This is a genomic window from Gammaproteobacteria bacterium, from assembly GCA_016200485.1.
GTDB lineage: Bacteria > Pseudomonadota > Gammaproteobacteria > Tenderiales > Tenderiaceae > JACQEP01.
In genome coordinates this window covers 1-26,815 of record JACQEP010000018.1, presented here as the reverse complement: position 1 = coordinate 26,815, position 26,815 = coordinate 1, and the positions used below count along the sequence as shown (strand labels likewise).

General features: G+C 52.9%; 33 protein-coding genes. 19 read left to right on the top strand and 14 right to left on the bottom strand.

The features are described from left to right. The first annotated feature begins 259 nt into the window (after positions 1 to 259). The 9 genes from HY272_12025 (at position 260) to HY272_11985 (ending at position 7,316) form a co-directional block, all read left to right on the top strand. Entirely contained in the window at positions 260 to 874 is a 615-nt protein-coding gene (locus tag HY272_12025; protein ID MBI3773413.1) for a hypothetical protein, read from the top strand. A gap of 64 nt (positions 875 to 938) precedes the next feature. After that, the gene (gene cmoA, locus HY272_12020) at positions 939 to 1,673 is read left to right on the top strand and encodes a carboxy-S-adenosyl-L-methionine synthase CmoA (protein ID MBI3773412.1); all 735 of its coding nucleotides are present in this window, start codon (positions 939 to 941) and stop codon (positions 1,671 to 1,673) included. Next, entirely contained in the window at positions 1,670 to 2,644 is a 975-nt protein-coding gene (cmoB, locus tag HY272_12015; GenBank protein MBI3773411.1) for a tRNA 5-methoxyuridine(34)/uridine 5-oxyacetic acid(34) synthase CmoB, read from the top strand. The genes cmoA and cmoB overlap by 4 nt, the downstream gene beginning before the upstream one ends. A gap of 14 nt (positions 2,645 to 2,658) precedes the next feature. Beyond that, complete coding sequence (locus HY272_12010; GenBank protein ID MBI3773410.1) at positions 2,659 to 3,141, top strand: hypothetical protein; 483 nt, start codon at positions 2,659 to 2,661, stop codon at positions 3,139 to 3,141. 11 nt (positions 3,142 to 3,152) lie between these two features. Then, on the top strand, positions 3,153 to 3,443 hold the full coding sequence (locus tag HY272_12005; protein MBI3773409.1) for a hypothetical protein: 291 nt from the start codon (positions 3,153 to 3,155) through the stop codon (positions 3,441 to 3,443). A gap of 10 nt (positions 3,444 to 3,453) precedes the next feature. Further along, the gene (locus HY272_12000) at positions 3,454 to 4,059 is read left to right on the top strand and encodes a hypothetical protein (GenBank protein ID MBI3773408.1); all 606 of its coding nucleotides are present in this window, start codon (positions 3,454 to 3,456) and stop codon (positions 4,057 to 4,059) included. 223 nt (positions 4,060 to 4,282) lie between these two features. Then, on the top strand, positions 4,283 to 5,353 hold the full coding sequence (locus HY272_11995; GenBank protein MBI3773407.1) for a PA0069 family radical SAM protein: 1,071 nt from the start codon (positions 4,283 to 4,285) through the stop codon (positions 5,351 to 5,353). A 175-nt stretch (positions 5,354 to 5,528) separates the two neighbouring features. Continuing rightward, positions 5,529 to 6,227 (top strand): SDR family oxidoreductase, encoded by a 699-nt coding sequence (locus HY272_11990; protein MBI3773406.1) that lies wholly within the window; start codon positions 5,529 to 5,531, stop codon positions 6,225 to 6,227. A 594-nt stretch (positions 6,228 to 6,821) separates the two neighbouring features. After that, positions 6,822 to 7,316 carry a hypothetical protein gene (locus tag HY272_11985; protein ID MBI3773405.1) on the top strand — a complete coding sequence of 165 codons (495 nt, stop codon included), beginning with the start codon at positions 6,822 to 6,824 and terminating at the stop codon, positions 7,314 to 7,316. Between the two features lie 26 nt (positions 7,317 to 7,342). Here HY272_11985 and HY272_11980 read toward each other — a convergent pair whose 3' ends face one another. Then, on the bottom strand, positions 7,343 to 7,576 hold the full coding sequence (locus HY272_11980; protein ID MBI3773404.1) for a BolA/IbaG family iron-sulfur metabolism protein: 234 nt from the start codon (positions 7,574 to 7,576) through the stop codon (positions 7,343 to 7,345). Between the two features lie 39 nt (positions 7,577 to 7,615). Here HY272_11980 and HY272_11975 point away from each other — a divergent pair, with 39 nt between their 5' ends. Both HY272_11975 and HY272_11970 read left to right on the top strand, forming a co-directional pair. Next, on the top strand, positions 7,616 to 7,924 hold the full coding sequence (locus tag HY272_11975) for a hypothetical protein (GenBank protein ID MBI3773403.1): 309 nt from the start codon (positions 7,616 to 7,618) through the stop codon (positions 7,922 to 7,924). A 51-nt stretch (positions 7,925 to 7,975) separates the two neighbouring features. Beyond that, positions 7,976 to 8,542: an HPF/RaiA family ribosome-associated protein gene (locus tag HY272_11970; protein MBI3773402.1), complete on the top strand. Its 567-nt coding sequence runs from the start codon at positions 7,976 to 7,978 to the stop codon at positions 8,540 to 8,542. 32 nt (positions 8,543 to 8,574) lie between these two features. Here HY272_11970 and HY272_11965 read toward each other — a convergent pair whose 3' ends face one another. The 4 genes from HY272_11965 to HY272_11950 form a co-directional block, all read right to left on the bottom strand. Continuing rightward, positions 8,575 to 9,810 (bottom strand): L,D-transpeptidase family protein, encoded by a 1,236-nt coding sequence (locus HY272_11965; protein ID MBI3773401.1) that lies wholly within the window; start codon positions 9,808 to 9,810, stop codon positions 8,575 to 8,577. Between the two features lie 98 nt (positions 9,811 to 9,908). Continuing rightward, the gene (gene msrB, locus HY272_11960; GenBank protein MBI3773400.1) at positions 9,909 to 10,310 is read right to left on the bottom strand and encodes a peptide-methionine (R)-S-oxide reductase MsrB; all 402 of its coding nucleotides are present in this window, start codon (positions 10,308 to 10,310) and stop codon (positions 9,909 to 9,911) included. Beyond that, positions 10,310 to 10,516, bottom strand: coding sequence for a DUF465 domain-containing protein (locus tag HY272_11955; protein MBI3773399.1), 207 nt, complete (start codon positions 10,514 to 10,516; stop codon positions 10,310 to 10,312). Before HY272_11955 ends, msrB begins: the two co-directional genes overlap by 1 nt. Before the next feature lie 55 nt (positions 10,517 to 10,571). Further along, positions 10,572 to 11,462, bottom strand: coding sequence for a LysR family transcriptional regulator (locus tag HY272_11950; protein MBI3773398.1), 891 nt, complete (start codon positions 11,460 to 11,462; stop codon positions 10,572 to 10,574). Positions 11,463 to 11,575: 113 nt separating this feature from the next. On the opposite strand from HY272_11950, the gene HY272_11945 reads away from it, so the two are divergent. The 3 genes from HY272_11945 to HY272_11935 all read left to right on the top strand — a co-directional run bounded on the left by HY272_11945 (position 11,576) and on the right by HY272_11935 (position 13,070). Then, the gene (locus HY272_11945) at positions 11,576 to 11,995 is read left to right on the top strand and encodes a DoxX family protein (GenBank protein MBI3773397.1); all 420 of its coding nucleotides are present in this window, start codon (positions 11,576 to 11,578) and stop codon (positions 11,993 to 11,995) included. Between the two features lie 103 nt (positions 11,996 to 12,098). After that, positions 12,099 to 12,332 (top strand): CDGSH iron-sulfur domain-containing protein, encoded by a 234-nt coding sequence (locus tag HY272_11940; GenBank protein ID MBI3773396.1) that lies wholly within the window; start codon positions 12,099 to 12,101, stop codon positions 12,330 to 12,332. Between the two features lie 12 nt (positions 12,333 to 12,344). Further along, entirely contained in the window at positions 12,345 to 13,070 is a 726-nt protein-coding gene (locus HY272_11935; GenBank protein ID MBI3773395.1) for a pirin family protein, read from the top strand. A 60-nt stretch (positions 13,071 to 13,130) separates the two neighbouring features. Here HY272_11935 and HY272_11930 read toward each other — a convergent pair whose 3' ends face one another. From HY272_11930 to HY272_11920, 3 genes are read right to left on the bottom strand one after another with little or no spacing between them, the layout of a single operon-like run. After that, a complete protein-coding gene (locus HY272_11930) occupies positions 13,131 to 14,276 on the bottom strand; it encodes an FAD-dependent oxidoreductase (protein MBI3773394.1) in 1,146 nt (381 codons plus the stop codon). 4 nt (positions 14,277 to 14,280) lie between these two features. Then, entirely contained in the window at positions 14,281 to 14,445 is a 165-nt protein-coding gene (locus HY272_11925) for a rubredoxin (GenBank protein MBI3773393.1), read from the bottom strand. A 29-nt stretch (positions 14,446 to 14,474) separates the two neighbouring features. Further along, a complete protein-coding gene (locus HY272_11920) occupies positions 14,475 to 14,951 on the bottom strand; it encodes a rubrerythrin (protein MBI3773392.1) in 477 nt (158 codons plus the stop codon). Between the two features lie 107 nt (positions 14,952 to 15,058). Here HY272_11920 and HY272_11915 point away from each other — a divergent pair, with 107 nt between their 5' ends. Both HY272_11915 and HY272_11910 read left to right on the top strand, forming a co-directional pair. After that, positions 15,059 to 15,952, top strand: coding sequence for a hydrogen peroxide-inducible genes activator (locus tag HY272_11915; GenBank protein ID MBI3773391.1), 894 nt, complete (start codon positions 15,059 to 15,061; stop codon positions 15,950 to 15,952). A 253-nt stretch (positions 15,953 to 16,205) separates the two neighbouring features. Beyond that, a complete protein-coding gene (locus HY272_11910; protein MBI3773390.1) occupies positions 16,206 to 16,796 on the top strand; it encodes a CHRD domain-containing protein in 591 nt (196 codons plus the stop codon). Positions 16,797 to 16,807: 11 nt separating this feature from the next. Here HY272_11910 and HY272_11905 read toward each other — a convergent pair whose 3' ends face one another. Further along, positions 16,808 to 18,049, bottom strand: coding sequence for a TraB/GumN family protein (locus tag HY272_11905; protein ID MBI3773389.1), 1,242 nt, complete (start codon positions 18,047 to 18,049; stop codon positions 16,808 to 16,810). Positions 18,050 to 18,219: 170 nt separating this feature from the next. Between HY272_11905 and HY272_11900 the strand changes: the two genes are divergently transcribed. From HY272_11900 to HY272_11890, 3 genes are all read left to right on the top strand, one after another. Next, complete coding sequence (locus tag HY272_11900) at positions 18,220 to 19,194, top strand: alpha/beta hydrolase (protein ID MBI3773388.1); 975 nt, start codon at positions 18,220 to 18,222, stop codon at positions 19,192 to 19,194. 420 nt (positions 19,195 to 19,614) lie between these two features. Continuing rightward, positions 19,615 to 21,732 carry an AAA family ATPase gene (locus HY272_11895; GenBank protein MBI3773387.1) on the top strand — a complete coding sequence of 706 codons (2,118 nt, stop codon included), beginning with the start codon at positions 19,615 to 19,617 and terminating at the stop codon, positions 21,730 to 21,732. Positions 21,733 to 21,968: 236 nt separating this feature from the next. Further along, complete coding sequence (locus HY272_11890) at positions 21,969 to 22,967, top strand: outer membrane beta-barrel protein (GenBank protein MBI3773386.1); 999 nt, start codon at positions 21,969 to 21,971, stop codon at positions 22,965 to 22,967. Between the two features lie 50 nt (positions 22,968 to 23,017). On the opposite strand, the gene HY272_11885 is transcribed toward HY272_11890, so the two are convergent. The 5 genes from HY272_11885 to HY272_11865 form a co-directional block, all read right to left on the bottom strand. After that, entirely contained in the window at positions 23,018 to 23,395 is a 378-nt protein-coding gene (locus tag HY272_11885) for a group II truncated hemoglobin (GenBank protein ID MBI3773385.1), read from the bottom strand. Continuing rightward, positions 23,388 to 23,804 (bottom strand): aminoacyl-tRNA hydrolase, encoded by a 417-nt coding sequence (arfB, locus tag HY272_11880; GenBank protein MBI3773384.1) that lies wholly within the window; start codon positions 23,802 to 23,804, stop codon positions 23,388 to 23,390. The genes HY272_11885 and arfB overlap by 8 nt, the downstream gene beginning before the upstream one ends. Before the next feature lie 4 nt (positions 23,805 to 23,808). Continuing rightward, on the bottom strand, positions 23,809 to 24,201 hold the full coding sequence (locus HY272_11875) for a hypothetical protein (protein ID MBI3773383.1): 393 nt from the start codon (positions 24,199 to 24,201) through the stop codon (positions 23,809 to 23,811). Positions 24,202 to 24,294: 93 nt separating this feature from the next. Further along, positions 24,295 to 24,702 carry a response regulator gene (locus tag HY272_11870; protein ID MBI3773382.1) on the bottom strand — a complete coding sequence of 136 codons (408 nt, stop codon included), beginning with the start codon at positions 24,700 to 24,702 and terminating at the stop codon, positions 24,295 to 24,297. A 528-nt stretch (positions 24,703 to 25,230) separates the two neighbouring features. Beyond that, positions 25,231 to 26,637, bottom strand: coding sequence for a hypothetical protein (locus HY272_11865; protein MBI3773381.1), 1,407 nt, complete (start codon positions 26,635 to 26,637; stop codon positions 25,231 to 25,233). Positions 26,638 to 26,815 lie beyond the last annotated feature (178 nt).

Below are 26,815 nucleotides of genomic sequence, written 5' to 3'. Positions count from 1 at the left end.
GCCGTGTAGGCGTTGCCCTCCAACGCCCCACTATGCATAGTCTCCGGCTCGCGCTCGAGCCTGCTTAGCCAACTCAAATCAAAAGGGATGCGGGTCGCCATCTGTCTATCCGTTGTTATCGTTTTACCATCGGTATAAGAACTATCGTGCCTTCATGGCCTGGCTTTAGCCAACCCACCACTTTCCTTTTAAGCACGATACTAAAGGTTTATCCATAAGCGCCCGCTACCATATTAGTTAAGTGGATAACGCCAGGGTCATGAAAATCATCAAACCCAACATAGATGTGCAACACAACCGACAGATCAGAGCAGACCTGCTGCGGCTGATTGCACAACCGTCTGCGGCAGAGGCCCCGCCTTGTCCTAGTTGCACGCTACACCCCAAGTTGGCATGTTCCAGCAACTGCGAACATGCACCGCAACAGCTTTCTATCGATGCCGTTAACTATCCCATCGAAACCAACGTCGTGCCGTTGGTCTATGAGCTGGCGTCCGTGCGCTTAATACAACCCTGCTGGTCCTGCGAGGGCCATCTGAATCCTAATGGCGAGTTGTGGAAAATTCCGCAAGTGAGTTTCTATTCCCAATCACCGATCTATGCCCAATTACTGATTCGGCATATTTCAGCACTAAATTTACAGAAACGACTGACTTACCCCTGGCATGTGGCATTGTCCGATTTCGGCCAGACCTGGGACGTGACCTACACGCTGGAGCCCAATCTTAATTATGACCAGCCCCGCCAGGTACAACTTAATCTGCTACAACACGACCTCAATACGCTGGCTGATCACTTGTGCGTCAGGCTCAAGACGTTAGCTCAGGTGATGTTGAATGAATTAACGGAGAATGAGTCACGGTTACCACAATAAATCCACCACGGATAACTGAATACACTGCATCATTTTCCGTCATAGCTGCGTTATCATAGCGGCCATGGCCAAACGCCCACCAGACACACTCTACGCCAACCCCCAGCCGCAACTCGTGGACTTCGAGTTCAACGAGGCGGTCGCGCGCGTGTTTCCGGACATGATCCGCCGTTCGGTGCCGGGCTATGGCACGCTGATTTCGCTGATCGGCCTGCTGGCGGAACAATATGCGCAGGACGAGAGCCGCATTTACGACCTTGGCTGCTCGCTGGGCGCGGCCACCTTGGCGATGCGCCATCGCCTGCAACACCGCCGCTGCCGGATCATCGGTATCGATAATTCCAGCGCCATGATCGAACAGTGTCGCGCCAACGTTGATAACGATATTTGTGATGTACCGGTGGATTTGATTTGTAGCGATATCCGCGATGCAGCGATCAACGATGCCTCCGTGACAGTCTTGAATTTCACGCTGCAATTTATTGCGCCAACCGATCGCTTGACGCTGCTGCAACGAATTTATAACGGACTGCGTCCTGGCGGCATTTTGATACTGTCCGAAAAGCTTGTTTTCGATGATCCCCAGGTGAACGCATTACTCATCGGTCTGCATCATGCCTTCAAACGCGCCAATGGTTACAGCGATCTTGAAATCAGCCAGAAACGCACGGCGCTGGAAAATGTGCTGATTCCCGAGACCCTGACACAGCATGAGCAGCGCCTGCATACCGCAGGCTTTGGCCGCGTGCAACTGTGGCATCAATGTCTTAACTTTGCTTCGCTACTCGCCATCAAATGATGGGGTACGAGGATCTCTACCGGCGCTTGCGAGTGCATTCGCAGTTGGCTAAATGGGGCGCGCAATTGCCAGCGCAGATTGATCATATTCTTAACACCGGTCATGGCGATCTACCGAAATGGCGCGCGGCGCTCGAAGCACTGCCCAAAATCAACCCTGATCACATCGATTTCAATACTGCCGCCGTCACTGCAGGCACTGCGGCTGATTGCGATGTTGCCACGCGCACGACGCTGGAACATGCATTACGCCAATTGATGCCCTGGCGCAAAGGGCCATTTTCATTGCTCGGGCTCGACATCGACACCGAATGGCGCTCGGACTGGAAGTGGGATCGCATTGCGCCGCACATTACACCGCTCACCGGTCGCGCCGTACTCGATGTCGGCTGCGGCAGCGGTTATCACTGCTGGCGCATGGCAGGTGCGGGCGCCGAGCTGGTGATTGGCATTGATCCGACCTTGATCTACATCATGCAATATTTCGCCGTCCGCCATTTCACCGGCGACCACGGCGTGTTTGTCTTACCCTTGGCGCTGGAGCAACTGCCCGCCAAACTCGAAGCCTTCGACACTGTATTTTCGATGGGCGTGCTGTATCACCGCCGCTCACCGCTGGACCACATCCTCGAACTGCGCGACTGCCTCCGCCCCGGCGGCGAACTGGTGCTGGAAACGTTGGTGATCGAAGGCGATGAGGGGCAAGTACTGCTGCCGGAACAACGCTACGCCAAGATGCGTAATGTGTTTTTCATCCCCAGCCCACCGACGCTAGCGCTGTGGCTGCGCCGCTGCGGTTTTACTGATGTGCGTATCGTGGATGTCTCGACCACAACTACCGCTGAACAGCGTCGCACCGACTGGATGAGCTTTGAGTCACTTGAGGATTTTCTCATGCCCGGCGATCCCTCGTGCACCGTTGAGGGCCATCCCGCCCCACGGCGCGCGACTTTAGTCGCCAACCGGAACTAACGTCATGCAGTACAGTGATTTCTCAATCAACTTCACTCAAAACAGCGACCAAAGCATCTGCGACCTGCTCGCCTCGGCCACCGCTGCCCAAGGCGCGCATCAAGGATGCCATGATCAAGGGCGCAGTCCATCTGCAGCCGGGGAAGGGAAAACAAAAACGCCTACGCCGCGCCACTTATCAACCGCGCAGCGGTGACAGAATCACGCTCCATTATCAACCCGAGATTCTTGCGCTTGCGCCGCCACCTGCACAGTGCCTGGAAAATTTTGGCCGCTACAGTCTGTGGTTCAAACCGGCGGGCATACTGGCGCAAGGCAACCAATACAGCGATCACACCTCACTACTGCGTCAGGCCGAACTGTACTGGCAACCGCCGCGCACGGTATTTCTGGTGCATCGCCTCGACCGCGAGGCCAGCGGTCTGATGCTGATTGCGCATGACCAGGCAATAGCAGTGGCCGGATCGACTTGCTGCTGGATGGCAAGCCAGCGCTGACAGAATACACTGTGCTTGAGTATGACTCTGTTCACGACATCACCACGCTAAGCGTCATCATCAAAACCGGACGCCTGCATCAGATTCGCCGCCATCTCGACATGATTGGCCATCCGCTGATTGGCGATCCAAAATATGGCCGTGGTAACAAAAATGCGGTCGGTCTGCGCCTGATTGCAGAACAACTTGAATTTCGTTGCCCGCTAACAGGGAAGACGCGGCGGCTGCGCCTGGCCGACTATCCCGTAGTCGACCCTGAAAATTCCACCCAGGCGGCCGATGACTTTAGGAAGGATAAATAGGTAGACATTCATGAGCGCACAACTTTTCCAAGTCGTCGTCAGCGGCAAACTGGCCGCCGGTGCCACGCTGGAACAGGTCCAGCAAAACATCGCCAAATTGTTCAAAACCACAGCCGACACGGTGGGGCCGATGTTCAGCGGCGAGCGAGTGGCGGTCAAAAAGGATCTTGACCAGGCCACGGCGGCCAAGTATCAGGCCGCCCTGCAGCAGGCCGGGCTGATGGCCGAGATCACTCCCATGGCGCAGGAGGCGGCGCCAGCCACCCCCACTAAAGCGCCACAGGCCACGCTTGGGGGCGCCAGTATCGAGCCTGCGGGCAGCCAGATTGACCAGACGCTGCCCCCACCCCCGGCCCAGATCGATATCAGCAAGCTCAGCGCTGGGCCGGTGGGCGAAATCCTTTCCAATGAACCGCCACCCCCGCCGCCGACCATCGATATTAGCCGGTTACAAATGGGGATCGTGGGTGAGGATTTGGTCGAAGTCCTGCCCATTATTCCCCTGGATTACGACATCGACGGCATCACCCTGGGCGCGCCTGGCGAGATCATCATGGAACATGCGCCAGTGCCCGAACCCAAGATCGACATCAGCAAGTTTAAGTTAACTGACTGAACATAAGACCTTAAAAATACAAAACCTTAAAAATCCAACGCGGAGACGCAGAGAAAACCTCGCTAACCACGAGGGACGAAAGGGGCGTAAAAGCAGCTTATAAGGAAAACCTTGAACAGAGTGATCCCGGATGATTTTTGTTTTTTCACGCACTCCTCTGCGCCTCTGCGTTGGATTTTTTTGATTTTTTCCTAACACATCCTGAAGCAGCGTAAAATACAGCATGAGCAAACGTCCCCCCCTGCCGCCGCGCGGCCGCGGCGCCTTGAGCAATCCCGATAATCGCTATTCGCAATTTTCCAGCGAATGGATTGATGACGGCTGGGGCAGTCTCGAACAACTCGAGACCAAGATTCCAACGACACTGCATGTCGACGCCAGCCGCAGCGTCATCAGTTACAACCAATCACCTGACATTCCCTTCGATCGCTCGATCAATCCTTATCGCGGTTGCGAGCACGGTTGTGTTTATTGTTTTGCGCGACCCACGCATGCCTATTTAGGTCTATCACCAGGATTGGACTTCGAGACGCAGTTGTTCTACAAGCCCGATGCCGCTACACTATTGCGCAAGGAGCTTAGCGCCAGGAACTACACCCCAGCGCCTATCGCACTCGGTATCAACACCGACGCCTATCAGCCTGCCGAGAAAAAACTGCGGATCACTCGCGAAATCCTTGAAGTGCTGGCCGAATGCCAGCATCCCGTGACCATTGTCACCAAGTCATCACTGATCGAACGAGACATGGATATCCTGGAGGCATTGGCCGCAAAAAATCTGGCGAGCATCGCCGTTTCCATCACCACGCTTGATGCCGCACTCGCGCGCACCCTGGAACCGCGCGCGGCATCGCCGCAACGACGCATGGAGACCATTCGTCGCCTGACGGCTGCCGGCATTCCAGTGACGACCTTGATCGCCCCATTAATTCCTGTATTAACGGATCATGAGCTGGAAAACATTCTCACTGAAATTCGTAGCGCTGGCGCCGTGGATGCGGGTTATGTGCTATTACGTTTACCGCATGAACTCAAGGAACTGTTTCGTGACTGGCTGGCGCAACATGCGCCACTGAAAGCCGAACATGTCATGAATCGGCTGCGCGATTGCCGTGGCGGCAGCGATTATCAAGCGGAATTTGGTATCCGGATGCGTGGCCGTGGCATTTTCGCCGACCTCATCGCTCAGCGATTTCACAAGGCATTTAAACGATTGGAATTTCCCGGTAGCGAGCCACTCAGGAGCGACTTATTCCGGCGACCCAACCCCACACCGCAATTGGACCTGTTTTAGGCTGATTCGGGTGGACAAATCGCCCCGCATTGCCTTTACTAGTTATATGGCAAGTTTGCCTCAAATCTCCACGAAACTCTTAACAGCCTGCTGAAAAAGGGGATCAGGGGATGCAGCGCATTTTTCAGCAGGCTGTTAAGGAGAGAATTTTAGTTTGCTTTGCGAGGGTAGTATCATGCCCAGTATCCTCATCACCGGCAGTAATCGCGGACTCGGCCTAGAATGGTGCCGACAATACGCCGCCGAGGAATGGCGAGTCTTTGCCACCTGCCGCCACCCCGAGCTGGCTGAGGAATTGTGCGCTCTCGCCAGCAACCATCCGAATGTCTCAATTCACCGCCTTGATGTAACTCACGCTGACGAAATTAGAGCGCTGGCCAATAGCCTCTGTGACGAACCCATTGATCTTCTGATCAACAACGCCGGTATCTATCTCGAAAAATATATAGACGATCATTTTAGTTCGCTCGATTATGACGATTGGCTGGCGACCTTTAACGTCAACACCCTTGGCGCCATGCGCGTCAGCGAGGCCTTCCTGAATCACATTGCACGTAGCGACTGGAAGCTGGTGGTAGCGATCACCAGCCATATGGGCAGCATTGCTGAAATTGACGCACCGGGTAGTTATGCCTATCGTTCGAGCAAAGCGGCGCTCAATGCCGCGATGCATGGCGTGGCACGAGAACTAAATCGAAACGGCATCGGCGTGCTGTTGTTGCATCCGGGCTGGGTCAATACTCGCATGGGAGGGCCGGGGGCACAGATATCCACGATCGAAAGCGTACGCGGCATGCGGCGCATGATCGAAGGCTATATACCGGCCATGTCGGGTCAGTTTTACCGTTTCGATGGCAGCGTAATTCCGTGGTGATCGGGTGATCGCACTTAACGCACCGGAGAAACTTTACGACATCGCCGCGCTGCTGCGCGATCCGGAGCACTGTTGTCGTCGAATCCGTTTGGTCGTGGCGGACCGGCGAACAAGTCGACACACTACCCATCTATTATGGGGCTCAATACGCGATCAAGTTGTCCATAAGGCGCTCGAGATGCGGCACAAGGTTTCTTCGGGGCTACGATATCGCCATTGAGCGAACTGGAATGACCGGGATTATGAAAAAATTAGCGAAGCTCGATCGCCACCTAACAACCCAGAAATAAGCATTCCGCATACTAACGGCCGCACGTCAATTATCGCCCCATAGGTAGCGAAAATCACGTCGACTCATATGACATCATGTTTTGTTTAAAAATTTCAATATTAGACGCAAGGCCACTCATGGTCTATAGTTTATTCGAACTAGTCACAGTTTTTATGTTGATACTCATTATACTTAATGCATGGGAAAGAATTGGTTTCTATAAATTGGTTTCTATAGTTAGAGTCACCCGACATTTCCTTTGATTGACGAGCGGCGATACCCATCCGGCTATGCGCAAAGCTTCGTCGAGGAGGCGCACATCCATGAATATTGGCATTGGCATCGATCCCGCCAGTCACGTCAGCCGCGAACTGGTCACTGTCATCGAATCGGAAATTAAACGGCCAGATCATTACCAACCGCTGACCTTGGGTTCAGTACTTGAATCCATGTATCGAGGGCTATATCAGGAATTAGTAACCTCCAGCCGGATCGACCCTGATGTCGAACAAAGCATTCTTGATGAACTCAAAGCACTGGTGGAGGATTTTGGCGGTGATGCACCCGCCGAAGAATTCATGCACTTTGATGCCAGCCCGGAACTTGCTGCTGTCGTTGAGGTGATACTCGATCAATCCGACCCTGAACAGCCGCCGACATTAGCCACGGTACGCGATGCGCTGGCTGAAGGGCTAGGCGCCAGCCTTACCGGCAATGGCGTCCTCGATCAGGACGAGGACGACACCTTGCTGATAGAAGTCGATGAACTGATTGATATGCATGGCGCAGATACGCCGGCAGAATTTTTCTTGCGTTAACAATTATTAAAACCCGTAGGGGCAATTCATAAATCGCCTTGGGTAGGCGCGTAGGCGTTAATCGTCACTGCATGCAACTCACCACTGGTAATCTTGGCGCTTAACGGCGCCAACACGGCTTGTTGTTTTTTCAACGAACTCAAGCCCTCGAATACAGGACTGATGACCGTGACACTAAAATTACAACCTTCACCTTCGACACTGACCTCGGCATCTGGAATGGCGCCCACAATAAGTTGTTTTACTTCACTGGCATGCATTGATCTACTCCTGTCCAACACAAAATTCAGGGCACTCTGTTGAAACTACAACATCATTTTAACATGACGCCTATCCACGGCTTGATCAAAGGCGACCTGCAGAACGATTTTACCGGATGCACACTTCTCAAAATTCTTGAGGTAATTCGCTTGGTATCTCCACGGGCGCTTCCCCCGGCCATTCCGCAGGCTGGGTTGAAGGCGCTTCAGCCGGCCCCCCTGGTGGCACACCCACCGGCGGTTCACTCTCCGGCTGCTCCGGCGGGTAATCAGGTGGAATTTCGGGACGAGGTCGTGGCGTCATTATCATCATTTTTTCCTCCACTCGCGGTATTGAGCTGGCCGTAATGCGTATTGGATTCTATGATTGAAGTATAGGCCACCTCAGGAGAGACAACCATGCAATTGGCACCGCAAATCACCTTTAGACACATGGAAGCATCCTCTGCAATGGAAGATGCCATTCGTAACCGCATTGCGGAACTTGATCAATTCCACCATCACATCATGAGCTGCCGGGTGGTGATGGAACCTGAGTCAAGACATAGCCAAAGTGGCAACATTTACCGTGTTCGCATCGATGTGACAGTACCGGGAAGGGAGTTAGTCGTCAGCCGCGAGAGCGGCATGAATCAATCTCACGCCGATGCCTATGTCGCTATCCGCGATGCCTTTGATGCCATGCGGCGCAAACTCGACGAAGATGTGCAGCGCCGGCAGGGCGAAATCAAACACCACGACACGCCGCCGCATGGCAAGATTGTCGAGCTCTCAGCCCGTGAAGGTTATGGCCGTATTGCCACCCTCGACGGCAGAGAAATCTACTTTCACCGTAACAGTCTCATCAATGCCAGTTTTGACAGCCTGGAACTTGGGGCTGAAGTGCGGTTCGCGGAGGAAGCAGGTGACGAAGGACCGCAGGCGACGACGGTCAGTGTTGTCGGCAAACATCACGTCGTTGGCTAGCAACCTATTGAAAACACGTGATCAGGCGTATTTTATTCGGAAAGCGTCGCCAGTTTCTCCGAATCTGTAAATGCCGGCGCTTCACGATAAGGCATGCGCTTACCGATGATGCGTGTCACCCATTTGATCTTGTTGGTGACCTCCTGTAGATAAGCAATATCCCGAAACGGCCCAGACACTAACTGGCATGAACCATCGGCCTTGCAATCACGCAACATCACTGGCAAATCCAGGCGCTCAATCTTATTCACTTGGTCACGGGCATGGCTCAAATCTTTAAACCGCCCCATATCTATCCACCATGCGCTCGCCGATTTTTTCGCTGGTCCTTCCTTGATCACCGGCATGGCCACCCCCAAACCAGCATCTGCGGTCTGACGCATCCGCTCCCAGTCCTCTGCCCACATCCGATTCGGAAACAGCTGCGTCATCCGATTCACAAACACGCGCATATTGAGCGGTCGCCGCTCGCCATCCGGCCGCTGCAATTCCAAATACACAGCCCCATTGCTACGACCATATTTGAACGATTCGCTCATCACATGTACCGGCGTGCCTTTTTGCGCTAGACGCACCAAAACCTCAATATCTTCCGGATACATAGCAAAGCACCCGTGTTTTGCCTGGACACCAATACTTGCTGGCTGATTCGTGCCGTGGATCAAACAATCGGGTGCGGTCAAACTCATGGCATATTCACCCAATGGATTGTTGTCCCCTGGTTCGATCACATCCACCAGCGCTTTACCTTCCAGCAGCGCCTGATCCTTCATGTACTCCGGCACTGTCCAGGTGGGTTTACGCAGGCGTTGCACCACTTCATACCGCCCCTCTTCAATCTTGCGCCCTTCATGACCAATACTGATCGGGTAGGTACTCACCAAGGCCGGGCCTTGTTCCGGCTGATGATAGAAATACAATCTCAGCTCGGCGAGATTGATCACGATTCCTTCGCGGGTGCCGTGCGGGAGGATATAGCGGCTTGGAATCAGCACCTTGGCGCCCGCCTTGGGTTTGGCGGGATCGACCTTGGGATTAGCCACCTTGAGCTCACTCAGACCTACATCAAAACGACGTGCGATTGCTGCCAGGCTTTCCCCCTGTTTGACGACGACAAACTGAGGCTCGCCAACCACATCCCCAGTCGGCTGGACAAAGGTCATGGCGCGGGCCTGAGGTAACGCGAAAATCAACCCGATAACGGCCAGAAGCCGCCAGATGACTGCACGTTCGCGTCCAATTACGCAGTTATTGGCATAAAAACTCATCATTGCCTCAATTCGACCCACAACCCCATTAAGCAAGTTATCGACCGATCGGCATTAAAACTGTACAACTCTTGAGAAAACAATGACTTTTGAAGCAGTTACCGATCTTTATCAGTAAAACGCAGGGCCAGCGAGTTAACACAGTAACGCTGCCCGGTCGGCGCCGGGCCATCGTTAAAAACATGCCCCAAGTGAGCCTCGCAGGCCGCACAACGGATTTCAGTCCGCTTCATGCCGTGAGAAAGATCTGGCCGCTCCTCCACCCGCGACTTATCCGTGGGCGCCCAAAAACTGGGCCAACCACTGCCGGAGTCATATTTTTGGGTTGAAGCAAAGAGCGGGGCACCACAACAGACGCAACGGTAAGTGCCCTCCGCCTTGTGATTGTAATATTCACCGCTGAATGGTGGCTCGGTACCACACTGGCGCGTCACATAATACTGCTCGGAGGTCAGTTCCGCCTTCCAGTCGCGATCAGAAGTATCGTCTTTATTATTCATCAAGCGGGCATATCCGGGATTAAACTGCTCTGCAATTTATGGATTGTGTCTTTGAGCAGCAGTTTGCGTTTTTTCAAGCGCGTGATCTGTAATTGATCAGCAGTAGGCTGTTCTATCAGATGCCGAATCACATCATCGAGATCGCGGTGCTCGAGCTTCAATTCGATAATGCGCTTCTTGATGACCTGAATTTCATCGTCAGCCATACACCTGCCCCTATCCGTAATTTTTGGGATTATAGCGCAACGGGCGCCTACCAGCTCAGCCGCCTGCGCAGCCTTCGCGCAGCAACCGCGCCAGCGTGGCCGTGGCCGGGCCGACACGATTAGGCTGCCCGAAAATCATATACAAATTGACGAGTTGGCGCTGACCTTCACGCAAGGGCAGCGCCTTGATGAGCCCTTGTTCCAGGGGCATCTGGATACGACTGCACGGCAACCAACCAAATGCCAGCCCAGCAAATATCGTATCGAGCGCTGTTTCAAAATTGGTCACCGTCCAACGATATTCCGAGCCCAGCCAGCCAACATCCCGCTTACGCTGTAATCCGGAATCGCGAATCACGACTTGTAATTCGCGCCGCAGATCGTGCTCTAGCAAGGGAGGCTCGATTTGATGCAAGGGATGTGCGGGATGTGCAACCGCAAGAAATTCAACATCCAGTAACGGTTCGCCGAGAAAGCCAGGCGGTACGATGGCGCCAATCACCAGATCGGCCTTGCCTTCCAGCAGCGCCTCTTCCGCCCCCGATAATACAACCTCGCTGAGCTGCACCCGTGTTCCGCGGCTGAGCGGAACAAAGCGCTTTAACACTGCCATCAACTGCGCATTGGGAAAGGCCGCATCGACCAGCAACCGTATCTCGGGCTCCCAGCCCTGTTCGAGGTCAGCGGCAAATTGTTCCAACTCCAGGGCATCGCTTACCAGTTGCCGCGACCGGCGCAACAGGGCCTCGCCCGCCGCCGTCAACTGCGCCTTGCGTCCCTCGATCTCCAGCAGCGACATCCCAATCTGCTCCTGTAACCGCGCTACCGCGTAACTGACCGAGGATTGGCTACGGTGCAAGCGCTCTGCCGCCTGCGCAAACCCGCCGCAATCGACCACGGCCTGTAGCACCCGCCACTGCTCAAGGGTGACCCGCGGTATCTTCATTGTGGATATATCTAACATTTCGATCATTTTAGTCTAAAAATTGCGCTTTTTTATTAAAAAAATATAGCCATAATCATTTTGGTCAGGAATTACTTAACTCAAAGGAGATCATTATGGACAAAATCAGCACTTTCATCGGCCGCCTGTTAATGGGCCAAATCTTCCTGCTCGCCGGGATCAGCAAAATAACGCAATACGCTGGCACCCAGGGTTACATGGACGCCTTCGGCCTTCCCGGGGCCATGCTGCCGCTGGTCATTTTGCTCGAAATCGGGGGCGGACTGGCCTTGATTGTTGGTTGGCAGACACGTTGGGCCGCCTGGGCATTGGCCGCGTTCACACTGGTGGCGGGCGCAGTTTTTCACCACAATTTCGCCGATCAAACGCAAATGATCATGTTCATGAAGAACCTGGCGATAGCGGGTGGCCTGTTGTTTGTCGCCGCACATGGCGCTGGCGCCTTCAGCATCGATCAGCGGCGTCGCACAAATCGCACGACAAACACTCGCGATCCTCAGATTGCCGTCGGCTGAGAAAAATTACCGCCCTCATAACAACGGGGGCGGTTACACTAAATGAATTCGCTAGCGACTCACCATTGACGACAAATAAAATTAGCCCCCCCAGGAGATCGACATGAGCATGTTTACCAAAAAGTCACCGTATGAAGTAAAGATTGAAGCCGGTGACACCGCTTATTTTTGCCAGTGCGGCCACACGAAAAAACCGCCCTATTGCGACGGTAGCCATCTCAATCATCCACCCGCACAGCCTTTCGAGTTTGATGCGACTGAGGACGCTAGCGTGTGGGTATGCGGCTGTGGCCGCAGTGGCAACAAACCTTGGTGCGACGGCACTCACAAAAAATAAGGAGGTGCAGTGATGCCCACAATCCGCAAGGCAGTTGAAACCCAGGAAGGCGACGGCGTTAACGTCCGGCGGCTGATGCCCATCGCCGGTTTTCGCAACCACGATCCCTTCGTATTATGGGATGACTTTTCAATCGGTGCCGGACACGGTTTTCCCGATCACCCTCATCTCGGCTTCGAGGCCATTACCTATCTCTTCACCGGCTCGATTCGTCATGAGGACAATCTCGGCAATCGTTCCACCGTGCACGGCGGCGGCGCCCAGCGCTTCACTGCGGGGCGCGGGCTTGTCCACTCCGAAATGCCCGGTGCCAGCGGCATCAATCGCGGCATTCAATTGTGGATCAATTTGCCAAAGCGATTAAAAGCTATAGATCCAGAATACCAGCAGGTTGATAACGGCGAATTTCCAGTCATCGACATTGAGCATGGCCAACAAAAAATTCTGGTCGGTGAGAATTCACCTCTCAAGCTACGCACACCGGTTCGTTATTACGACATCCAACTCAATCACGGCGGCCGCTATCGTGATGCGCTCACCGCCAATGAACGTGGCCTGATTTATATCGTTGATGGCAGCGCGCAACTGGCAGTCACAACACTCACCACCGGTCAGGCTATTTTTCTAGAAGCCGGAGAATCATTGGACATCCACACCATCGACGGCTGCCATCTAATGGCTTGCTACGGTCAGCCACATGGTGAACCCATTCTTCAATACGGGCCGTTTGTGGATTAGTCCCACACAAATTGCATTGAACTATGTTTGCAAATCAGCAAGTGTAAAACACTGCATCTCTCAACCTAACAGGCCAGTAATCTGCGTGGCCAGTTTATGCGCCTCGCCAACAATTGCCCCAGCCAGCACAAAACCTTTTTTTTCACCGCCCTCACCCATAAACATGGCGCGAATGTCATCACCCTCGGCTTCGATTTGCCAAGCACCTGCTGCGCTCTGTGCAGGCGGTGAAATAACGATGGGGAACACTGGCGTTTTCACCGCCACCGGCATTGCCGGATAAATCACTTTGGTCGGCCGCCCCGCCAGCGTCGGCCCTAATGCACGCACTGCGCGCATTAGGGGCATAACAAATGGCAATACATGGCCCACTACTTCTGCACAGTCTCCGAGCGCGTAAATGTCTTCAGCGGAAGTTCTCAGAAATTGATCTACTACTATGCCGCGATTCACTGTCAATCCTGCCGTCCGCGCCAGACCAATATTAGGTTGCAAGCCGATGGCAGATAACACGACATCGGCCACAATCTCCTGGCCGCTCACCAGACATACACGAAACCTACCATCAGATCGATCAATACGACTTACAGTTTCGCTGCCATGCCAAACAACACCTATACTCTTCAGCTTTTGCTGTAACTTGGCGCCAACAACCTCTGGCAACAGCCGCCCCAGCGGCAACGGATTGCGATCAAGAATATCAACGTGGTAGCCGCCGTTCGCCAGATCATTGGCAAATTCACAGCCAATCAAACCGCCGCCAAGTATTACTATGCTTTTTCTACCCTCAATAGCCCTGCGAAATTGATCATAGTCCTGCAAACTATTGACCGACAGCACTGCATCTGCAGCATCGCCATTTAAAGACAATCGAATTGGGTTCGCACCCAAGGCCAACACCAGTTGGCTGTACTTAATCCGCTCATTGCCGATGCTGATTTCATGTGCTGCACTATTGATCGCAGTGACACGGGTTTGTGACCGGATATCTGCATTTAATTGCGCCGCCATGGCACTTGCATCTGCCATCGCCAACTGATCAGCGGTTTTACCCTTGCTGATGGCATTGGAGAGCATGGGTTTTGAATACGAACGACCATCATCACCGGTAATGATCATCAACGGCGTGGCGGTATCCAGCTTACGAAATTCCTTGGCCACGCCATAGCCAGCCAAACCGCTACCGATGATGATGACAGGTGCCATATTCTTATATCTCCACCATTTCAAAATCTTCTTTGGTGACGCCGCAATCCGGGCAACTCCAGTTAGCCGGAATATCCTGCCAACGCGTGCCGGGAACGATGCCGTCTTCCGGTATGCCTTTCGCTTCGTCGTAGATGTAACCGCAAACAATACATTGCCACTTTTTCATGTCTTGCTCCTTCATTCAAGAATTATTGGTTAAGCTTTCACTTTATTGAGCGTGTCACGGTAATGATTGGCATGACGCTCTTCGACCTTGGCCAATGCCGCAAAGCGCTTGGCGGCTTTTTCCAGAACAGCGACAAAACGTTCGGCATGTTCCTTCGATTCGGCGATTTGCTCATCGATCTCCTTCACCGCGGCATGATCACGCTCTTCTAATGCCGTGTGACGGAAGGCCGGATACATTTCCGTGTATTCATAAGTCTCGCCGTCGATGGCCAGTTGCAGCATCTTTTCCACCGTCAAAGTATCCGTGGGATAGAGCAACTCCAGGTGGCCGAAGGCATGCGCAGTTTCCTGCTCAGCCGTTTGCTCGAACACCTTGGCCACCTCTTCTGCCCCTAACTCGCGGCAACGCTTGGCGAAATAGAGATACTTGCGATTGGCCATAGATTCACCGGCGAAGGCAGATTCCAGGTTGTGGATGGTCTTGGTTACCGTTTTGTCGGTCATGGTCTTACTCCTTGTGGGTTTGGCTCTCTGTTGGAAATAAGATTACTGCCGATCTATAATTCAATCCAATTGATTAAATTTATGTTAATAATTGATATAGTAGATTTATGTATCTACCCTCTCTAAAGCAGCTCCAATATTTGCTGGCGGTAGTGGAATTGCGCCACTTTGGTAAGGCGGCGGAGCGCTGCTTTGTTACCCAATCCACCCTCAGTACCGGCATCCAGGAGCTTGAGACTCTGTTGGGCATTCGGCTCCTGGAGCGCACCAAGCGCAAGGTCGCCCCCACCCCGCTGGGGCTGGAATTGGCGGACAAGGCGCGCCAGATCCTGCAACTGTCTGCGGAATTAGTGGAAACGGCACAGACCGAACATGCGCCGCTAAGTGGAGTACTGAAATTAGGCGTGATCCCCACCATCGGCCCATTTCTGTTGCCACGGGTGTTGCCGCAAATTCGTGATCGATTTTCGGAATTGCAGCTTTATTTGATTGAAGATCAAACGGCCAGGCTCCTGCAACGACTCGACAACGGCGAGCTCGACTGCGCGATCATCGCCTTACCTTATGAGCTGGGCCGCTTGGAGCATCGAGTGTTTCTTAAAGAAACTTTTTGGGTTGCGTTTCCTGCAGATCATCCCTTGAGCGCTGGCGGACCGATTCCGTCCATCGACTTACCGGCAGATGAACTGTTATTACTGGAAGAAGGCCACTGCCTACGCGATCACGCACTTTCGGCTTGCCATCGCAGTGGCTTGCAACGTAGCACCGCCTTTCAGGGGACCAGTCTCTACACCTTGCTGGAGATGGTTGCTGGCGGTCAGGGCATCACATTATTACCGGAGATGGCGATCAAATCAGGCTTCGTCAATCAGAAACGCATCCGCTTACGGCCGTTGGCAGAAATAGGCCCGCATCGTGAAATTGGCCTGGTGTGGCGAGCCACCTATCATCGCAAAAAAGACTTGTGCTTGCTCGCTGAAACAATTCAGCAAATTTTGTAACTTTAAAACCTCGAACATTCACATTGAAAAGATCAAGTCGCAAGCTATGCTTACCAACATTGGGAACCTCTGATTAATTTGATCAAGCAGATGGATGCAAGGCGCAAATGGGCGAAAAAGCGGAGTTTACACGCAGTAAATGAGCATTTTGAGCCCATTTGCAACGCCGCAGACACTGCTTCAGCGGATTAATCAGAGGTTCCATAACTAAATCGTGTCAGGAATAACACCATTACCCGAGGGAGATATCTTAATGAGACTGAATAACATGTTCGCGTTAGTCGCCGGGGCTGTCTTGGTTTTTGCCGCGCAAACGGGATTAGCAAGTATCATTACCTATACGACAACACTTTCCGGCGCGGCTGAGAGCCCAGCTAATGCCTCCGCGGGAACAGGTTCCGTCATGCTGAGTTACGACTCAAACCTGAAGACATTGCAGGTCGATGTATCGTTTTCAGGGTTAACCGGAAATGTCTCCGCCGCCCATATTCATTGTTGCACATCAATCGCGGGGGCGGGGAACATCGGCGTCGCCACGACAACCCCGACCTTCCCCAGTTTTCCGGCGGGAGTAACAGCCGGGGCTTATAGTCATTTGTTCGATCTCACCGATTTGGCAAGTTTCAATTCGCCTTTTGTAATCAACAACGGCGGCACGGCCGCAAACGCAGAAACAGCACTGATTAAGGGACTGGATGATGGAAAAGCGTATTTTAACATTCACACCAACGCTTTCCCGGGCGGCGAAATTCGCGGTTTCCTGGCCGTACCTGAACCCTCATCCCTGTTGCTCGCGGGCTTGGGGTTGGGACTTGTTGTTCTACAACGGAGACAAACTTCCTGATTAATTAAATCTTACGCGACCGTCCCGATCATTTGATAACCCGCAACAAACGTTCCAATCGAGGAACCCAGCCCGCTGAAAAAATAGACCAGAAAAGTACGCGCCACACGATTACTCCACCAGCCCTTGATGCCGGCCGCATCTGCACGCAAGCGGCTGAAATCGCTGACGAGTGGTTTACGCAACCACGCTTCAACCGCGCCGGAAATCATTCCGGCGCTCACGATTGGATTTAACGCGGTAAGTGGCGCGGCCACAAAGGCGCTGAGAATGGTGAGCGGATGCCCGGCGGCAATCAATGCGCCAATTGCTGCTAATGTCCCGTGCACAAACACCCAGGTGGCAACCATTCCCCAGCCGATTGCGCTGCTCTTGGTAAAACCAATAGCAAAACCCAACATGATGAGCGCAACGAACGACCACGACAACCAATGCACAATCCTCGACGCTGGCGGGACAACATCAAGCTCGGCACAGGTTTCCTGTGGTGTTCGCTCCGAGTTGCGAGCCGCATCAATACCACGGCGCATACCCGCAAGATGACCCGCCCCCACCACGACCAGCATGTTTCGATAATTCTTTTCTTTGAGCTCCTGCACCAGTTTTGCAACCATGTAATGATCACGCTCATCCACCAACGGGTTATAGATATCCGCAGAAGTTTCGGCAAACTGAGCGAATGTAGCTTCCAGCACATCGCCCTGCTTGAGTTGCTCGACCTCTTCCTCGCTCACCGTGCGACGGGCGATAACGCTGGCCACCAACCCCGTCATCACACTGAGTCGACGGCGCCAGGGCATGTTGCGATAAATGCGCTTCAGGGTAATGCCGATATCGCGATCAATCAAAAACACTGGGATTTCATTTTCAGCGGCGGTTTTAATCGCGGCACGCATGTCGGTGCCGGATTCTACGCCGAACTGGTCGGCCAGCCGTTGCTGGAAGGCACCAAGCGCCAGACTGACCATCACCATCGCACCCTTGCCTTTGCGGATGACTTGGCCTAAATCGAGTTTGCTGATAGCGTCAGGATCAACCAGAGATTGATAACGATTCGGACAAAGTTCAAGCGCAACGGCATCGTAGTCGCCATGATCGATCAGGTTTCTTACTTTATCTGCGCTGCTGCGCGAGACATGGGCAGTGCCCAAGAGTGTGATTTTTACCCCGGCGTGTTCGAGCGTAATCATCGGCTCCTGAACATTACGCACAGCGGCATCGGCGATTACACCTTCTTGCGATACAAGTTCCATAGCATCCCCCTGTGCATCTGAAACAAACCGCAGACCCTGCTCGGCACTTATCTTTCAAGTCGGCACAAACAGGACTAATATTGAGCGCAGCTGCGGCGCCCCCACAACGCCGCAGCCTGGATCAATCCTGACACAATAAATCAAGATTTGTAAAGCAGAAGGAGCTTACCATGTTGTTTATTACCAACCGCACGCCGCGGCAGTCGCCGCGCACGCGCGTCGATCGCGCCATAGGCTTTGATATTGAAAACAATACCGTCTCAAATTCAGTCTATTTTTGCCGCCGTAACGACAAGGACGACTATACTGAAATGGGCTCCCAGGGCTTTATGGGGGCGATTCGGGAATCGGATTATCAGCAAATCCTCATTTATATCCATGGCTTCTCTAATTTGCCCGAATCCGACATCTTTCCCCGCGCCTTGAAACTGCAAGAGATGTTCGATGCCGCCGAGCAGAAACTGACTCTGGTCATTCCCCTGATCTGGCCCTGCGATGCCGACGTCGGTGTGGTCAAGGATTATTGGGATGACCAGAAATCAGCAGATATGAGCGCCTTCGCCTTCGCACGGGTCATGGAGAAATTCATGGCCTGGCGTAACAGCGCTGCCAATGAACCGGAGACTGCGCCGTGTTTGAAACGCATCAATATGCTGGCACACTCGATGGGTAATCGCGTGCTGCGCGAAACCCTGGTCAATTGGAATCGCTACGATCTCGCCAGTGGCGTGCCTCTATTATTCCGCAACACCTTCCTGGTGGCCGCAGACATTGTCAACGAATCGCTTACTGTCGGCCAGCCGGGAGAACTCATTGCGCACGCCTCGCGTAATGTCGCCGTATATTTTGCCTCTGACGATCTGGCATTGCGCGCCAGCAAAGTTTCCAACCTGAAAAATAAGGTTGCCTCACGGCGCCTCGGCCACACAGGCCCGGAAGACATGGACAACACACCGCGCAACGTCTACGCCATCGATTGTGACGACTTCAATAATCAGTACGACATGCCTACCGGCCATAGCTACTTTTTGACCGATGACAAAGGGCAACCCGGCGCCGTTTTCCAGCATATTTTAAAATGCATTCAATTGGGACGCGTATTCCCGGATGACGAAAATCGCCGGATGAGTATTTTGAAAGGGTAATCAAGCGTTGGGGCTCAGGACTGAACTTTCTTCCTTGAGCCCCTACCGTTAGGCGAGTTTACCAAAGCGCCCATTCGCACCTGCCAGCCAGCGCCGGTCAAATGCATTGTGTACTGGCACAGCGCGACCCCAAACCTCGACCACATCGGTCGCCACCCCGCGAAACAGCGCTCATAATGCTCACTCTCTAATTCAAACACCGGCAGCACCTTATGTTCCATAGCCAGTCCTCCTCAATTTAATTTTACAAGACCATACTTGTTACCAGCAAAAGATAAATGCCGGGCAATCCCTGCCGACATTGGCAACGCTCGCACTCTAACAACTGTAATCGGTGAAAAGAATTATCCTTTGGTATACCCCCAGAGTAGAATAGTCATCCATTGCGACCGTTCTGCGACAGTCCAAAGGAGAACACCCATGCCAGGATCGGCCCTTCAGACTCAGATTACGATCGGGGATCGTCTTAAAACCCTGAAGCAACAACTTTTTGTTAATCGGTATACCGAATGCGAAATATTCACCACGGCACTGACTGCAGTTCGCGATTGGCAAATTCTTAATGTCTGGGGCGCGGCGGGTATTGGTAAAAGTTCATTACTGGATGCATTCCGGCGTATTGCTGAGACAGAAAGGGTGTTTTACCTCTATTTCGACTGCCGTGATATCTTTGGCACACAATCCATCTTTGTTGAAAAACTGGCGTCCGGCCTGCAAGATTCAGCACCGCTTACCGACCGATCGTTGACTGCCTGCTTTGATGCCCTGCATCATATCGCCCTCAGCCAGCCGCTTGTGTTAGTACTCGATACCTTCGATGAAATCGGTGAGCTTAACCGCTGGCTGCGAGAATCCGTGCTATCCCATTTGCCACAGCGCAGTTTGATCGTGATCGCCAGCCGTTACTCGCTTGAAAACCGCTGGCGTGACTATAGTGGCTGGCGGCAATTGATTCATTCCTTACCGCTAGGCAGTCTCGATTTTGCCAGCACTCGCCAATATCTCGGCCTCTATGGCGTCGATGACGACAACCTCATCCAACAGGCTTGGCATTATACGGAAGGGCATCCACTGGCTTTATCACTCGCCTCTGCCCTTGTCAGCCGCGAAGGACAAGCCGCGATTAGCATCATCCCCAAGCGTCCGGATGTACTCGATACCTTGGCCAGCCGCTGGCTCAGCGAGATCTCACAAGCCTCCATGCGTGACATTGTTGAAGCCGCTGCGGTTGTACGCCGCTTCAACCAAGACCTGCTCAGCCAGATGGTCGGCCGCACCATTACCACGGATGAATTTGAGAACCTGCTGCTCACCTCTTTCGTCCGTCATAGCCAAGGTGGCTGGTCCCTGCATGAATTAGTACGCGATGCGCTATCGCGCGCTTTAAAGGGCCGCTCACCGAGCACTTATAACTTGCTACGGGCACGCGCCGTTAATTACTTCGCCACTGTTGCTGCATTGCCCGGTGAACTGAAACAGCGCAATACTGCATTACATGAATTCTTCTATCTCGTGGGTGATGGCCTGGTGCGTGCTGCACTCTATGACGAATCGCCAACCCCCGGCAGCACCCTTTATTTTGAATCCGCCATCGAGACCGATCTCGATGATCTCAATGGCTACATGGCAGAATGGCGGCAAACACGCGACAACCTCAACGGTCACCGGCTACAACTTTATGATCGCGACAATCAGGATACGATTGAACAATGGATTGTTTCAGAACCCCGCGAGCCTGACTTTATCGATACCCGTCTTATCGTTCGCAATTTGCCCGGTACTATGCGCCTGCTCCGCGATCAAGACCGTGCACTGCGCGGCCTGAGCATTGTCTTTCCGATCACTGCCGAAACATTACCCTTTCTCGAACAACAACCCGTGACCCGCCATTACTTCAGCCAACTAAACGCGGCACAACGTGCGGAATACATCATCCACGACACGCCTATCAACAATTGGTTTGTACGCTTGGCCGATGTACGAAACCCTACTGACAAAGAGGCGCGCTCGATTTTGTTTCGCGAGCTTGTCGGTTTATTGATCCGCCCCGCGCGATTCATCACCAGCACACCGCTGCCTTTTTACCAGGAATTATTAATGCGTTTTGGTTTTGAGCGCGCCGATCTCGAAGCCCATACCGACTTTGGCACCGATCGCCCCTCCCCATATTTCGTTCTTGATTTACGCGGCACGCGCCTGTCCGCTTATTTGCAGCAGCTAATCAATCATCAGTTCGGCGCCAATACTCAGTTACCTTTCGATCCCGATCTAGCCGGTGCAGTCGCACGTCAAATCTCCACCCCGAATGATCAGCCCGCCAATGCGATGGATCATCCGTTATTAAAGCCATTGACCGAGCGCGAACGCGAGGTAGCACTTGCTGCCACCGAAGGCCTCCCCAATTGCTCCATCGCCGCTCGCCTCAATGTCAGCGAAATCACCGTAAAAAAACATATGAGCCGGATATATGAGAAGCTCGGCATCCGCAACCGCTCAGAATTAATCAAAGCCTTCTGGCGCAGCACCGCATCACATTGACGGCCCGTTATTTCGCTGAATTTTCGTTTAATTCACAACCAATTTGCGCACCAACAACGCTCCTCAATAATTAAGCCGCACTATCTTGGTGCGTTCCATCTTCTTCAAAATATAACAATTCACTAATTTTCAATGAGTTAATTTTCTTGGCACAGTGTCTGCAATGTCAGATCGTGGTCCGTCAACTGAGTGAGCCGCACATGATGAACTCATCGCCTAATTAGGGAGATAGCTTTATGAAACTGAAAACTTTAAACCTGCTGATTGCAGCCATGATCACGACCCCCGCCGCACTGGCAGGCAGCCTGACCGTTGCCAATTCCGACTTAACGCTGGCCGGTGGTTTATCCGCTGGTGCGTTATATTCTGATAACAACGGCGCTCTTCACGACACAGATGCCCGCGTCACCGATTTTCTGATCGAACTTTCAGCGCCCGTTGCAACCACTGGCGTTGGCTTTGTCGCTGGCTTTGGCGAGCTGTTGCAACCCACGGTATTTGCCAATGTCGGCATCACCCCGCCCGCCTCAACGTCGCTGCAATATGGCTCAATGATTGTTAAACCGACTGAAGCTTTGACTTTTGAAGCCGGCAAATTAGCGACCAAAATCGGTTATGAGGTCGCCAATACCTACGCCAACCAGAACATCCTGATTGGTGGTTTGTGGTCCGCGCAGCCTGTGTATTACCCCGGCGTCCGTGCCAGCTACAACGCGGGCTCTGTCACCTTCTTCGGTGAACTCAATCAAGACACCTCGACCAGCGCCAAGAATGGCTATGTCGTCGGCGCCAGCGGTTCAGCCGGCCCGCTCTCTTATTGTGTATCCTATTACAATGCCAAAGAGACTCGCGACATTCTGGATATCATAGTCAGCACCAAGATCGGCAGTCTCCCGGTTGCCGCCAACCTCGACTATCACATGCTGGATAACGCCACCCCTGGCAATGATGACAGCGCCACCGGCCTCGCTTTGTATGCAACACCGTCCTTCGGCAGCACCAGCGTCCCGGTACGCGTCGAGTATATGGATGATGGCAGCAGCGGCATCTATAACACCGGCCTGAAGACCGGCTACACCTTTACGGTCACCCCGACATACAACTTCAGCGCCAACACCTTTGTCCGCGCCGAGGTTGCCTACGCCACGGCTGACAACAAGGTTTTCCGCGACAAGCTCGGCACTGCCGTCGACAGCAAGACTTCTTACGCGGTACAAGCAGGATTTAAATTCTAAAATTGATGTGCGTCATGCTCGAATCGCCGAGCATGACGCACGAAATTTAACTATTGATTCCGCATATGATCCGCGGTCTGCCGCAATGAATGCAACAGTTGTTGCCGCAGTAATTCATCCAGATCCATTTCGGAAATTGCCTGCTCCATACACAGCATCCAGGCGTTACGCTCGGCCTCGCCAATCGAAAACGGCAAATGCCGCACCCGCAAGCGTGGATGACCATATTCTTCCATATACAACGGCGGTCCGCCGAGCCAGCCGGACAAAAACTTGAACAGCTTGGCGCGTGACGATGCCAAATCTTCGGGATGCAAATCACGTATCCGCTTTGCTTCAGGCAATGCATCCATCAACTCATAAAACCGATCCACCAGGCGTCGCACGGCCGTTTCACCACCGATGCGCTCATAGGGTGTACTAGTCATGCTCAACCTTTCCCCTTAGTGTCTTGATTTTGCCGCGCTGCGTCTTTTGATCCACTCGTTTCCGGTTTGAGGATTTCGTCGGCTTTGTCGCACGCCGCGCTTTTTGCACTACCGCCACTGAGCGGATCAACTCCCTGAGCCGCTCCAGCGCCGCCTCGCGATTTTGTTCCTGACTGCGAGACTGTTGGGCCTTGATAATAATCACACCTTCTTTAGTGATGCGACGATCCTTGAGATGCATTAATCGTTGTTTGTAAAACTCCGGCAAGGACGATGCCAGGATATCAAACCGCAAATGGATAGCGCTGGAAACTTTATTGACGTTTTGACCACCCGCACCTTGAGCGCGAATGGCACTCAGCTCGATTTCATGCTCAGGAATGGTGACATTGTTGGAAATCTGAAGCATGGTTTTATTCTTTAATTTCGCCGTCCACATAAAACCACACGCCATTCTCACGCACAAAATGGCTGGCCTCATGCAAACGATGCGCCTTACCATTCACTTTATATCTCGCCACAAACTCCACCATTCCTTCGTTATGGACCTGATCTTCGATAGCGTTTATTACTTTCAGACCTAACCATTTAGTTTGACGCTCGGCGTCAAGATTCAACCGTGATGGGCGTTTGGATTCGTGCCACGTCGCGAGAAGATACGACTCATCACCCAAGACATAGGCGCTATAACGGGAACGCATCAAGGTCTCCGCCGTGCCTGGCTGCGCTTGCCGCCCAATATACGGGCCGCAACACGCGTCAAGGTGCTTGCCCGAACCGCAGGGACACTCAATAGGTGAAATCATGGAAACGACTCTAGACCGGCTTCAATCGGCAATCTTAGAATGTTGGTATGGTAACGCAAAAGACGCGCCTTATCTAAGGCGCGGAAAAGATTCTTACTTGATCTTCGCTAATGCTTTATAAATCTGCTCGCGTGCAATCGGCTTCTTGATCAAGCTTTCAACACCCATTTTCAACATTGCCTCCGCCAATTCCTTGGTGGGAGACGCGCTGATCACAATGATGGCCATCTCTGGAAACTTGCTGCGGACGCTGGTGATCAACGCCACGGCACTTACGCCTTCGATTTCATCATCCAGAAACAACACTCCCGCCTTTTGCGCGCGCACAACCTCAAGCACTTCCTTAACGTCTGCGCTTTTAATCGGCACCTTATACAGGTTTTCACGCAGCATGGTCAGCAATTGATCCTGCATGGCCGGATCCTTGACCAAAATCATAGCCTGACGGCGGTCAGTAGTGACCACCTTGCCCGAAGCGAAATCGAATTGTTGTATGGCCACGGCTTCCCTCTTTGCAAGCTCCGCGCATTTTCCGGCGCATTACACAAGTTAGCGGCCAATGACGGGGGAATTTTAGGCTTTATTCATGCTGATATGCCTCAGCTGTTCTCGCAATAAATAATATAATTATCAACATGTTATAGTACATATACCCTTAATCTCGTCAGGGCTATAGCCAGAACCGCTTCGACGATAAACTGAACAGGCACGCGTATGTGGAGTGGGCACGGACCCTACCCCGACAGAGGGGGGGGGGCAGGGCTGCAGCTTTGACAGCCCGAAGATTTAATAAACCAGCAGCTAATCACTATGTCCCCGGGTCCGGCTTTTTCGGTAAATCGTCGTTTACAGCAAACCAATCAAGATGAAAATTCCATAGTAAACGAAACTGCGTCATACAAACATTGACCGGTCGCTGCCATGTTCGTCACATCAATGGGTAATTTGTGGTATCAGCATTTGCCTAGCTTACAGCCGCTGATGCAATGAGCGCCAGAGCAAGATGCTCCGGCGCCCCTACATTATCCGCTACGGGCAGGCCCCGCAGTCGGCGCTATTTTGACAATCAGGCCCAGCTGTTTTCACCTTGATGGCGAACGTGAGCAGTGGATTCGACAGGCTGTTTTCATTCTCCTGACTATTCACAGTCGGATTGTCGTTCAAATAACCGCTGGGACACATCAGCGTGCCGGTACTGGCGGGGACTGCATTGGCTGTCGCCGCATTATTGGGATGCAACAGCCCCATGACATGTCCCAACTCATGCGCTAAGTGAGTAAAATCTACCCCACCGTCGGCATTGGCATCGCTGGTAATAATTTTTGAACCCGCGGTACCGGAACCCCAGGTCGCACCACCGCCACCCCATGACACCGGATTGAACTCATCCGTGAAAAATACTTCGATGCAATCATCGTCGCTCACCTCAGCCATCAGATTCGATTGTTCGGTGCTGGTGAGATTGCCATTCGTATCCACCACCCAGTAACCCGATTTCCAGATCGTTTTCCAGTCGCGGTAAGTGAAGACTACGTCATCCTTCGCCCATTGCGTATTGGCACCTGGCTGGCCGAATGCAAGACCGGCACCCGTCAGCTGGAAGGAAAACTGGATGGGCCCCCAGGGAAAATTGTTCAGCAGTTTGATTTTTCCAATGCGCACCGGTTGCAGGCACAGCCGTTGCGCCACTTCGAAGTAAAACCAGGGCGCCAGCTCGAGCTGCAAATAAGGCAACTCCCTGGCCAGGGTCAGCTCAAACGCGGGCAACTCATAATCACGATATTTGCCAATATCAGCACGCAGCTTTAAATCCAGCTCAGCCTTCATGTATTGAACCTGTTCCATATTAGTTCTTAATGGTTCAGACAATTTAATATCCAGCATCAGCGTTGCCGGCTGAGTCGCGGTCTGAAACAGATCGAGTTTGTCATCTTGAACCGGCCCGACAATCAACGCGCTCATGTAATCGGCATCGATATAGCCGTGCAACTCACCCATCAGACGGCCTGACTTCGGATCATATTTAAGACGCTGCGGCTCACGCGCATTGACAGCAAAACCAAGGACACCACTTGGCTTATTCACTTCGATCTTGCCCGCCAACAGCTTCTGCGGCACGTTAAACAAGGCCAAACTAAACCCGTTGACCTGAACCATACCTTCTCTAATTTGTGTCTCGGACGCGGCCAGTGACATACTCGCCCGCCCGGTTACCCGCAATTTTTCACCGCCGGCTGCCAAAACTGCGGCAATCTCGGCATTGGCGACCAAGTTTACCCCTGGCTCACCCTTGCTAAACCATGGCGGCTGTTCACTTTTACCTTTGCCGTGAGCCATCGGTAACGCTGACTTACCTTGCGGCGGCACTGCGGCACAGGCCCCGATCGCAACCGTCGCCAGCAGCATCCCTAGAAAATAGAGCGCTCGTTTGATCATCTTTGTCTCCTTGCGATAGATAAAATGGAAAACGAGCCGTTGAGGCTGTAGAAAAACCCAAAACCACCCAATAAATCGCCCCCGCGATCTGCCATAATTTCACTGCGAAATAAAACAAAGGTGGACGCGACATGGCACGGTTCAAAGCGATACACAAAGGCCTAAAATTACTGCCGGT

Excerpts from the sequence above, each read along its gene's own strand:
- HY272_12025 (MBI3773413.1), top strand. The coding sequence starts at position 260 with ATGAAAATCATCAAACCCAACATAGATGTGCAACACAACCGACAGATC.
- cmoA (MBI3773412.1), top strand. The coding sequence starts at position 939 with ATGGCCAAACGCCCACCAGACACACTCTACGCCAACCCCCAGCCGCAA.
- cmoB (MBI3773411.1), top strand. The coding sequence starts at position 1,670 with ATGATGGGGTACGAGGATCTCTACCGGCGCTTGCGAGTGCATTCGCAG.
- HY272_12000 (MBI3773408.1), top strand. The coding sequence starts at position 3,454 with ATGAGCGCACAACTTTTCCAAGTCGTCGTCAGCGGCAAACTGGCCGCC.
- HY272_11995 (MBI3773407.1), top strand. The coding sequence starts at position 4,283 with ATGAGCAAACGTCCCCCCCTGCCGCCGCGCGGCCGCGGCGCCTTGAGC.
- HY272_11990 (MBI3773406.1), top strand. The coding sequence starts at position 5,529 with ATGCCCAGTATCCTCATCACCGGCAGTAATCGCGGACTCGGCCTAGAA.
- HY272_11985 (MBI3773405.1), top strand. The coding sequence starts at position 6,822 with ATGAATATTGGCATTGGCATCGATCCCGCCAGTCACGTCAGCCGCGAA.
- HY272_11980 (MBI3773404.1), bottom strand. The coding sequence starts at position 7,576 with ATGCATGCCAGTGAAGTAAAACAACTTATTGTGGGCGCCATTCCAGAT.
- HY272_11970 (MBI3773402.1), top strand. The coding sequence starts at position 7,976 with ATGCAATTGGCACCGCAAATCACCTTTAGACACATGGAAGCATCCTCT.
- HY272_11965 (MBI3773401.1), bottom strand. The coding sequence starts at position 9,810 with ATGAGTTTTTATGCCAATAACTGCGTAATTGGACGCGAACGTGCAGTC.
- msrB (MBI3773400.1), bottom strand. The coding sequence starts at position 10,310 with ATGAATAATAAAGACGATACTTCTGATCGCGACTGGAAGGCGGAACTG.
- HY272_11955 (MBI3773399.1), bottom strand. The coding sequence starts at position 10,516 with ATGGCTGACGATGAAATTCAGGTCATCAAGAAGCGCATTATCGAATTG.
- HY272_11950 (MBI3773398.1), bottom strand. The coding sequence starts at position 11,462 with ATGAAGATACCGCGGGTCACCCTTGAGCAGTGGCGGGTGCTACAGGCC.
- HY272_11945 (MBI3773397.1), top strand. The coding sequence starts at position 11,576 with ATGGACAAAATCAGCACTTTCATCGGCCGCCTGTTAATGGGCCAAATC.
- HY272_11940 (MBI3773396.1), top strand. The coding sequence starts at position 12,099 with ATGAGCATGTTTACCAAAAAGTCACCGTATGAAGTAAAGATTGAAGCC.
- HY272_11935 (MBI3773395.1), top strand. The coding sequence starts at position 12,345 with ATGCCCACAATCCGCAAGGCAGTTGAAACCCAGGAAGGCGACGGCGTT.
- HY272_11930 (MBI3773394.1), bottom strand. The coding sequence starts at position 14,276 with ATGGCACCTGTCATCATCATCGGTAGCGGTTTGGCTGGCTATGGCGTG.
- HY272_11925 (MBI3773393.1), bottom strand. The coding sequence starts at position 14,445 with ATGAAAAAGTGGCAATGTATTGTTTGCGGTTACATCTACGACGAAGCG.
- HY272_11920 (MBI3773392.1), bottom strand. The coding sequence starts at position 14,951 with ATGACCGACAAAACGGTAACCAAGACCATCCACAACCTGGAATCTGCC.
- HY272_11915 (MBI3773391.1), top strand. The coding sequence starts at position 15,059 with ATGTATCTACCCTCTCTAAAGCAGCTCCAATATTTGCTGGCGGTAGTG.
- HY272_11910 (MBI3773390.1), top strand. The coding sequence starts at position 16,206 with ATGAGACTGAATAACATGTTCGCGTTAGTCGCCGGGGCTGTCTTGGTT.
- HY272_11905 (MBI3773389.1), bottom strand. The coding sequence starts at position 18,049 with ATGGAACTTGTATCGCAAGAAGGTGTAATCGCCGATGCCGCTGTGCGT.
- HY272_11900 (MBI3773388.1), top strand. The coding sequence starts at position 18,220 with ATGTTGTTTATTACCAACCGCACGCCGCGGCAGTCGCCGCGCACGCGC.
- HY272_11895 (MBI3773387.1), top strand. The coding sequence starts at position 19,615 with ATGCCAGGATCGGCCCTTCAGACTCAGATTACGATCGGGGATCGTCTT.
- HY272_11890 (MBI3773386.1), top strand. The coding sequence starts at position 21,969 with ATGAAACTGAAAACTTTAAACCTGCTGATTGCAGCCATGATCACGACC.
- HY272_11885 (MBI3773385.1), bottom strand. The coding sequence starts at position 23,395 with ATGACTAGTACACCCTATGAGCGCATCGGTGGTGAAACGGCCGTGCGA.
- arfB (MBI3773384.1), bottom strand. The coding sequence starts at position 23,804 with ATGCTTCAGATTTCCAACAATGTCACCATTCCTGAGCATGAAATCGAG.
- HY272_11875 (MBI3773383.1), bottom strand. The coding sequence starts at position 24,201 with ATGATTTCACCTATTGAGTGTCCCTGCGGTTCGGGCAAGCACCTTGAC.
- HY272_11865 (MBI3773381.1), bottom strand. The coding sequence starts at position 26,637 with ATGATCAAACGAGCGCTCTATTTTCTAGGGATGCTGCTGGCGACGGTT.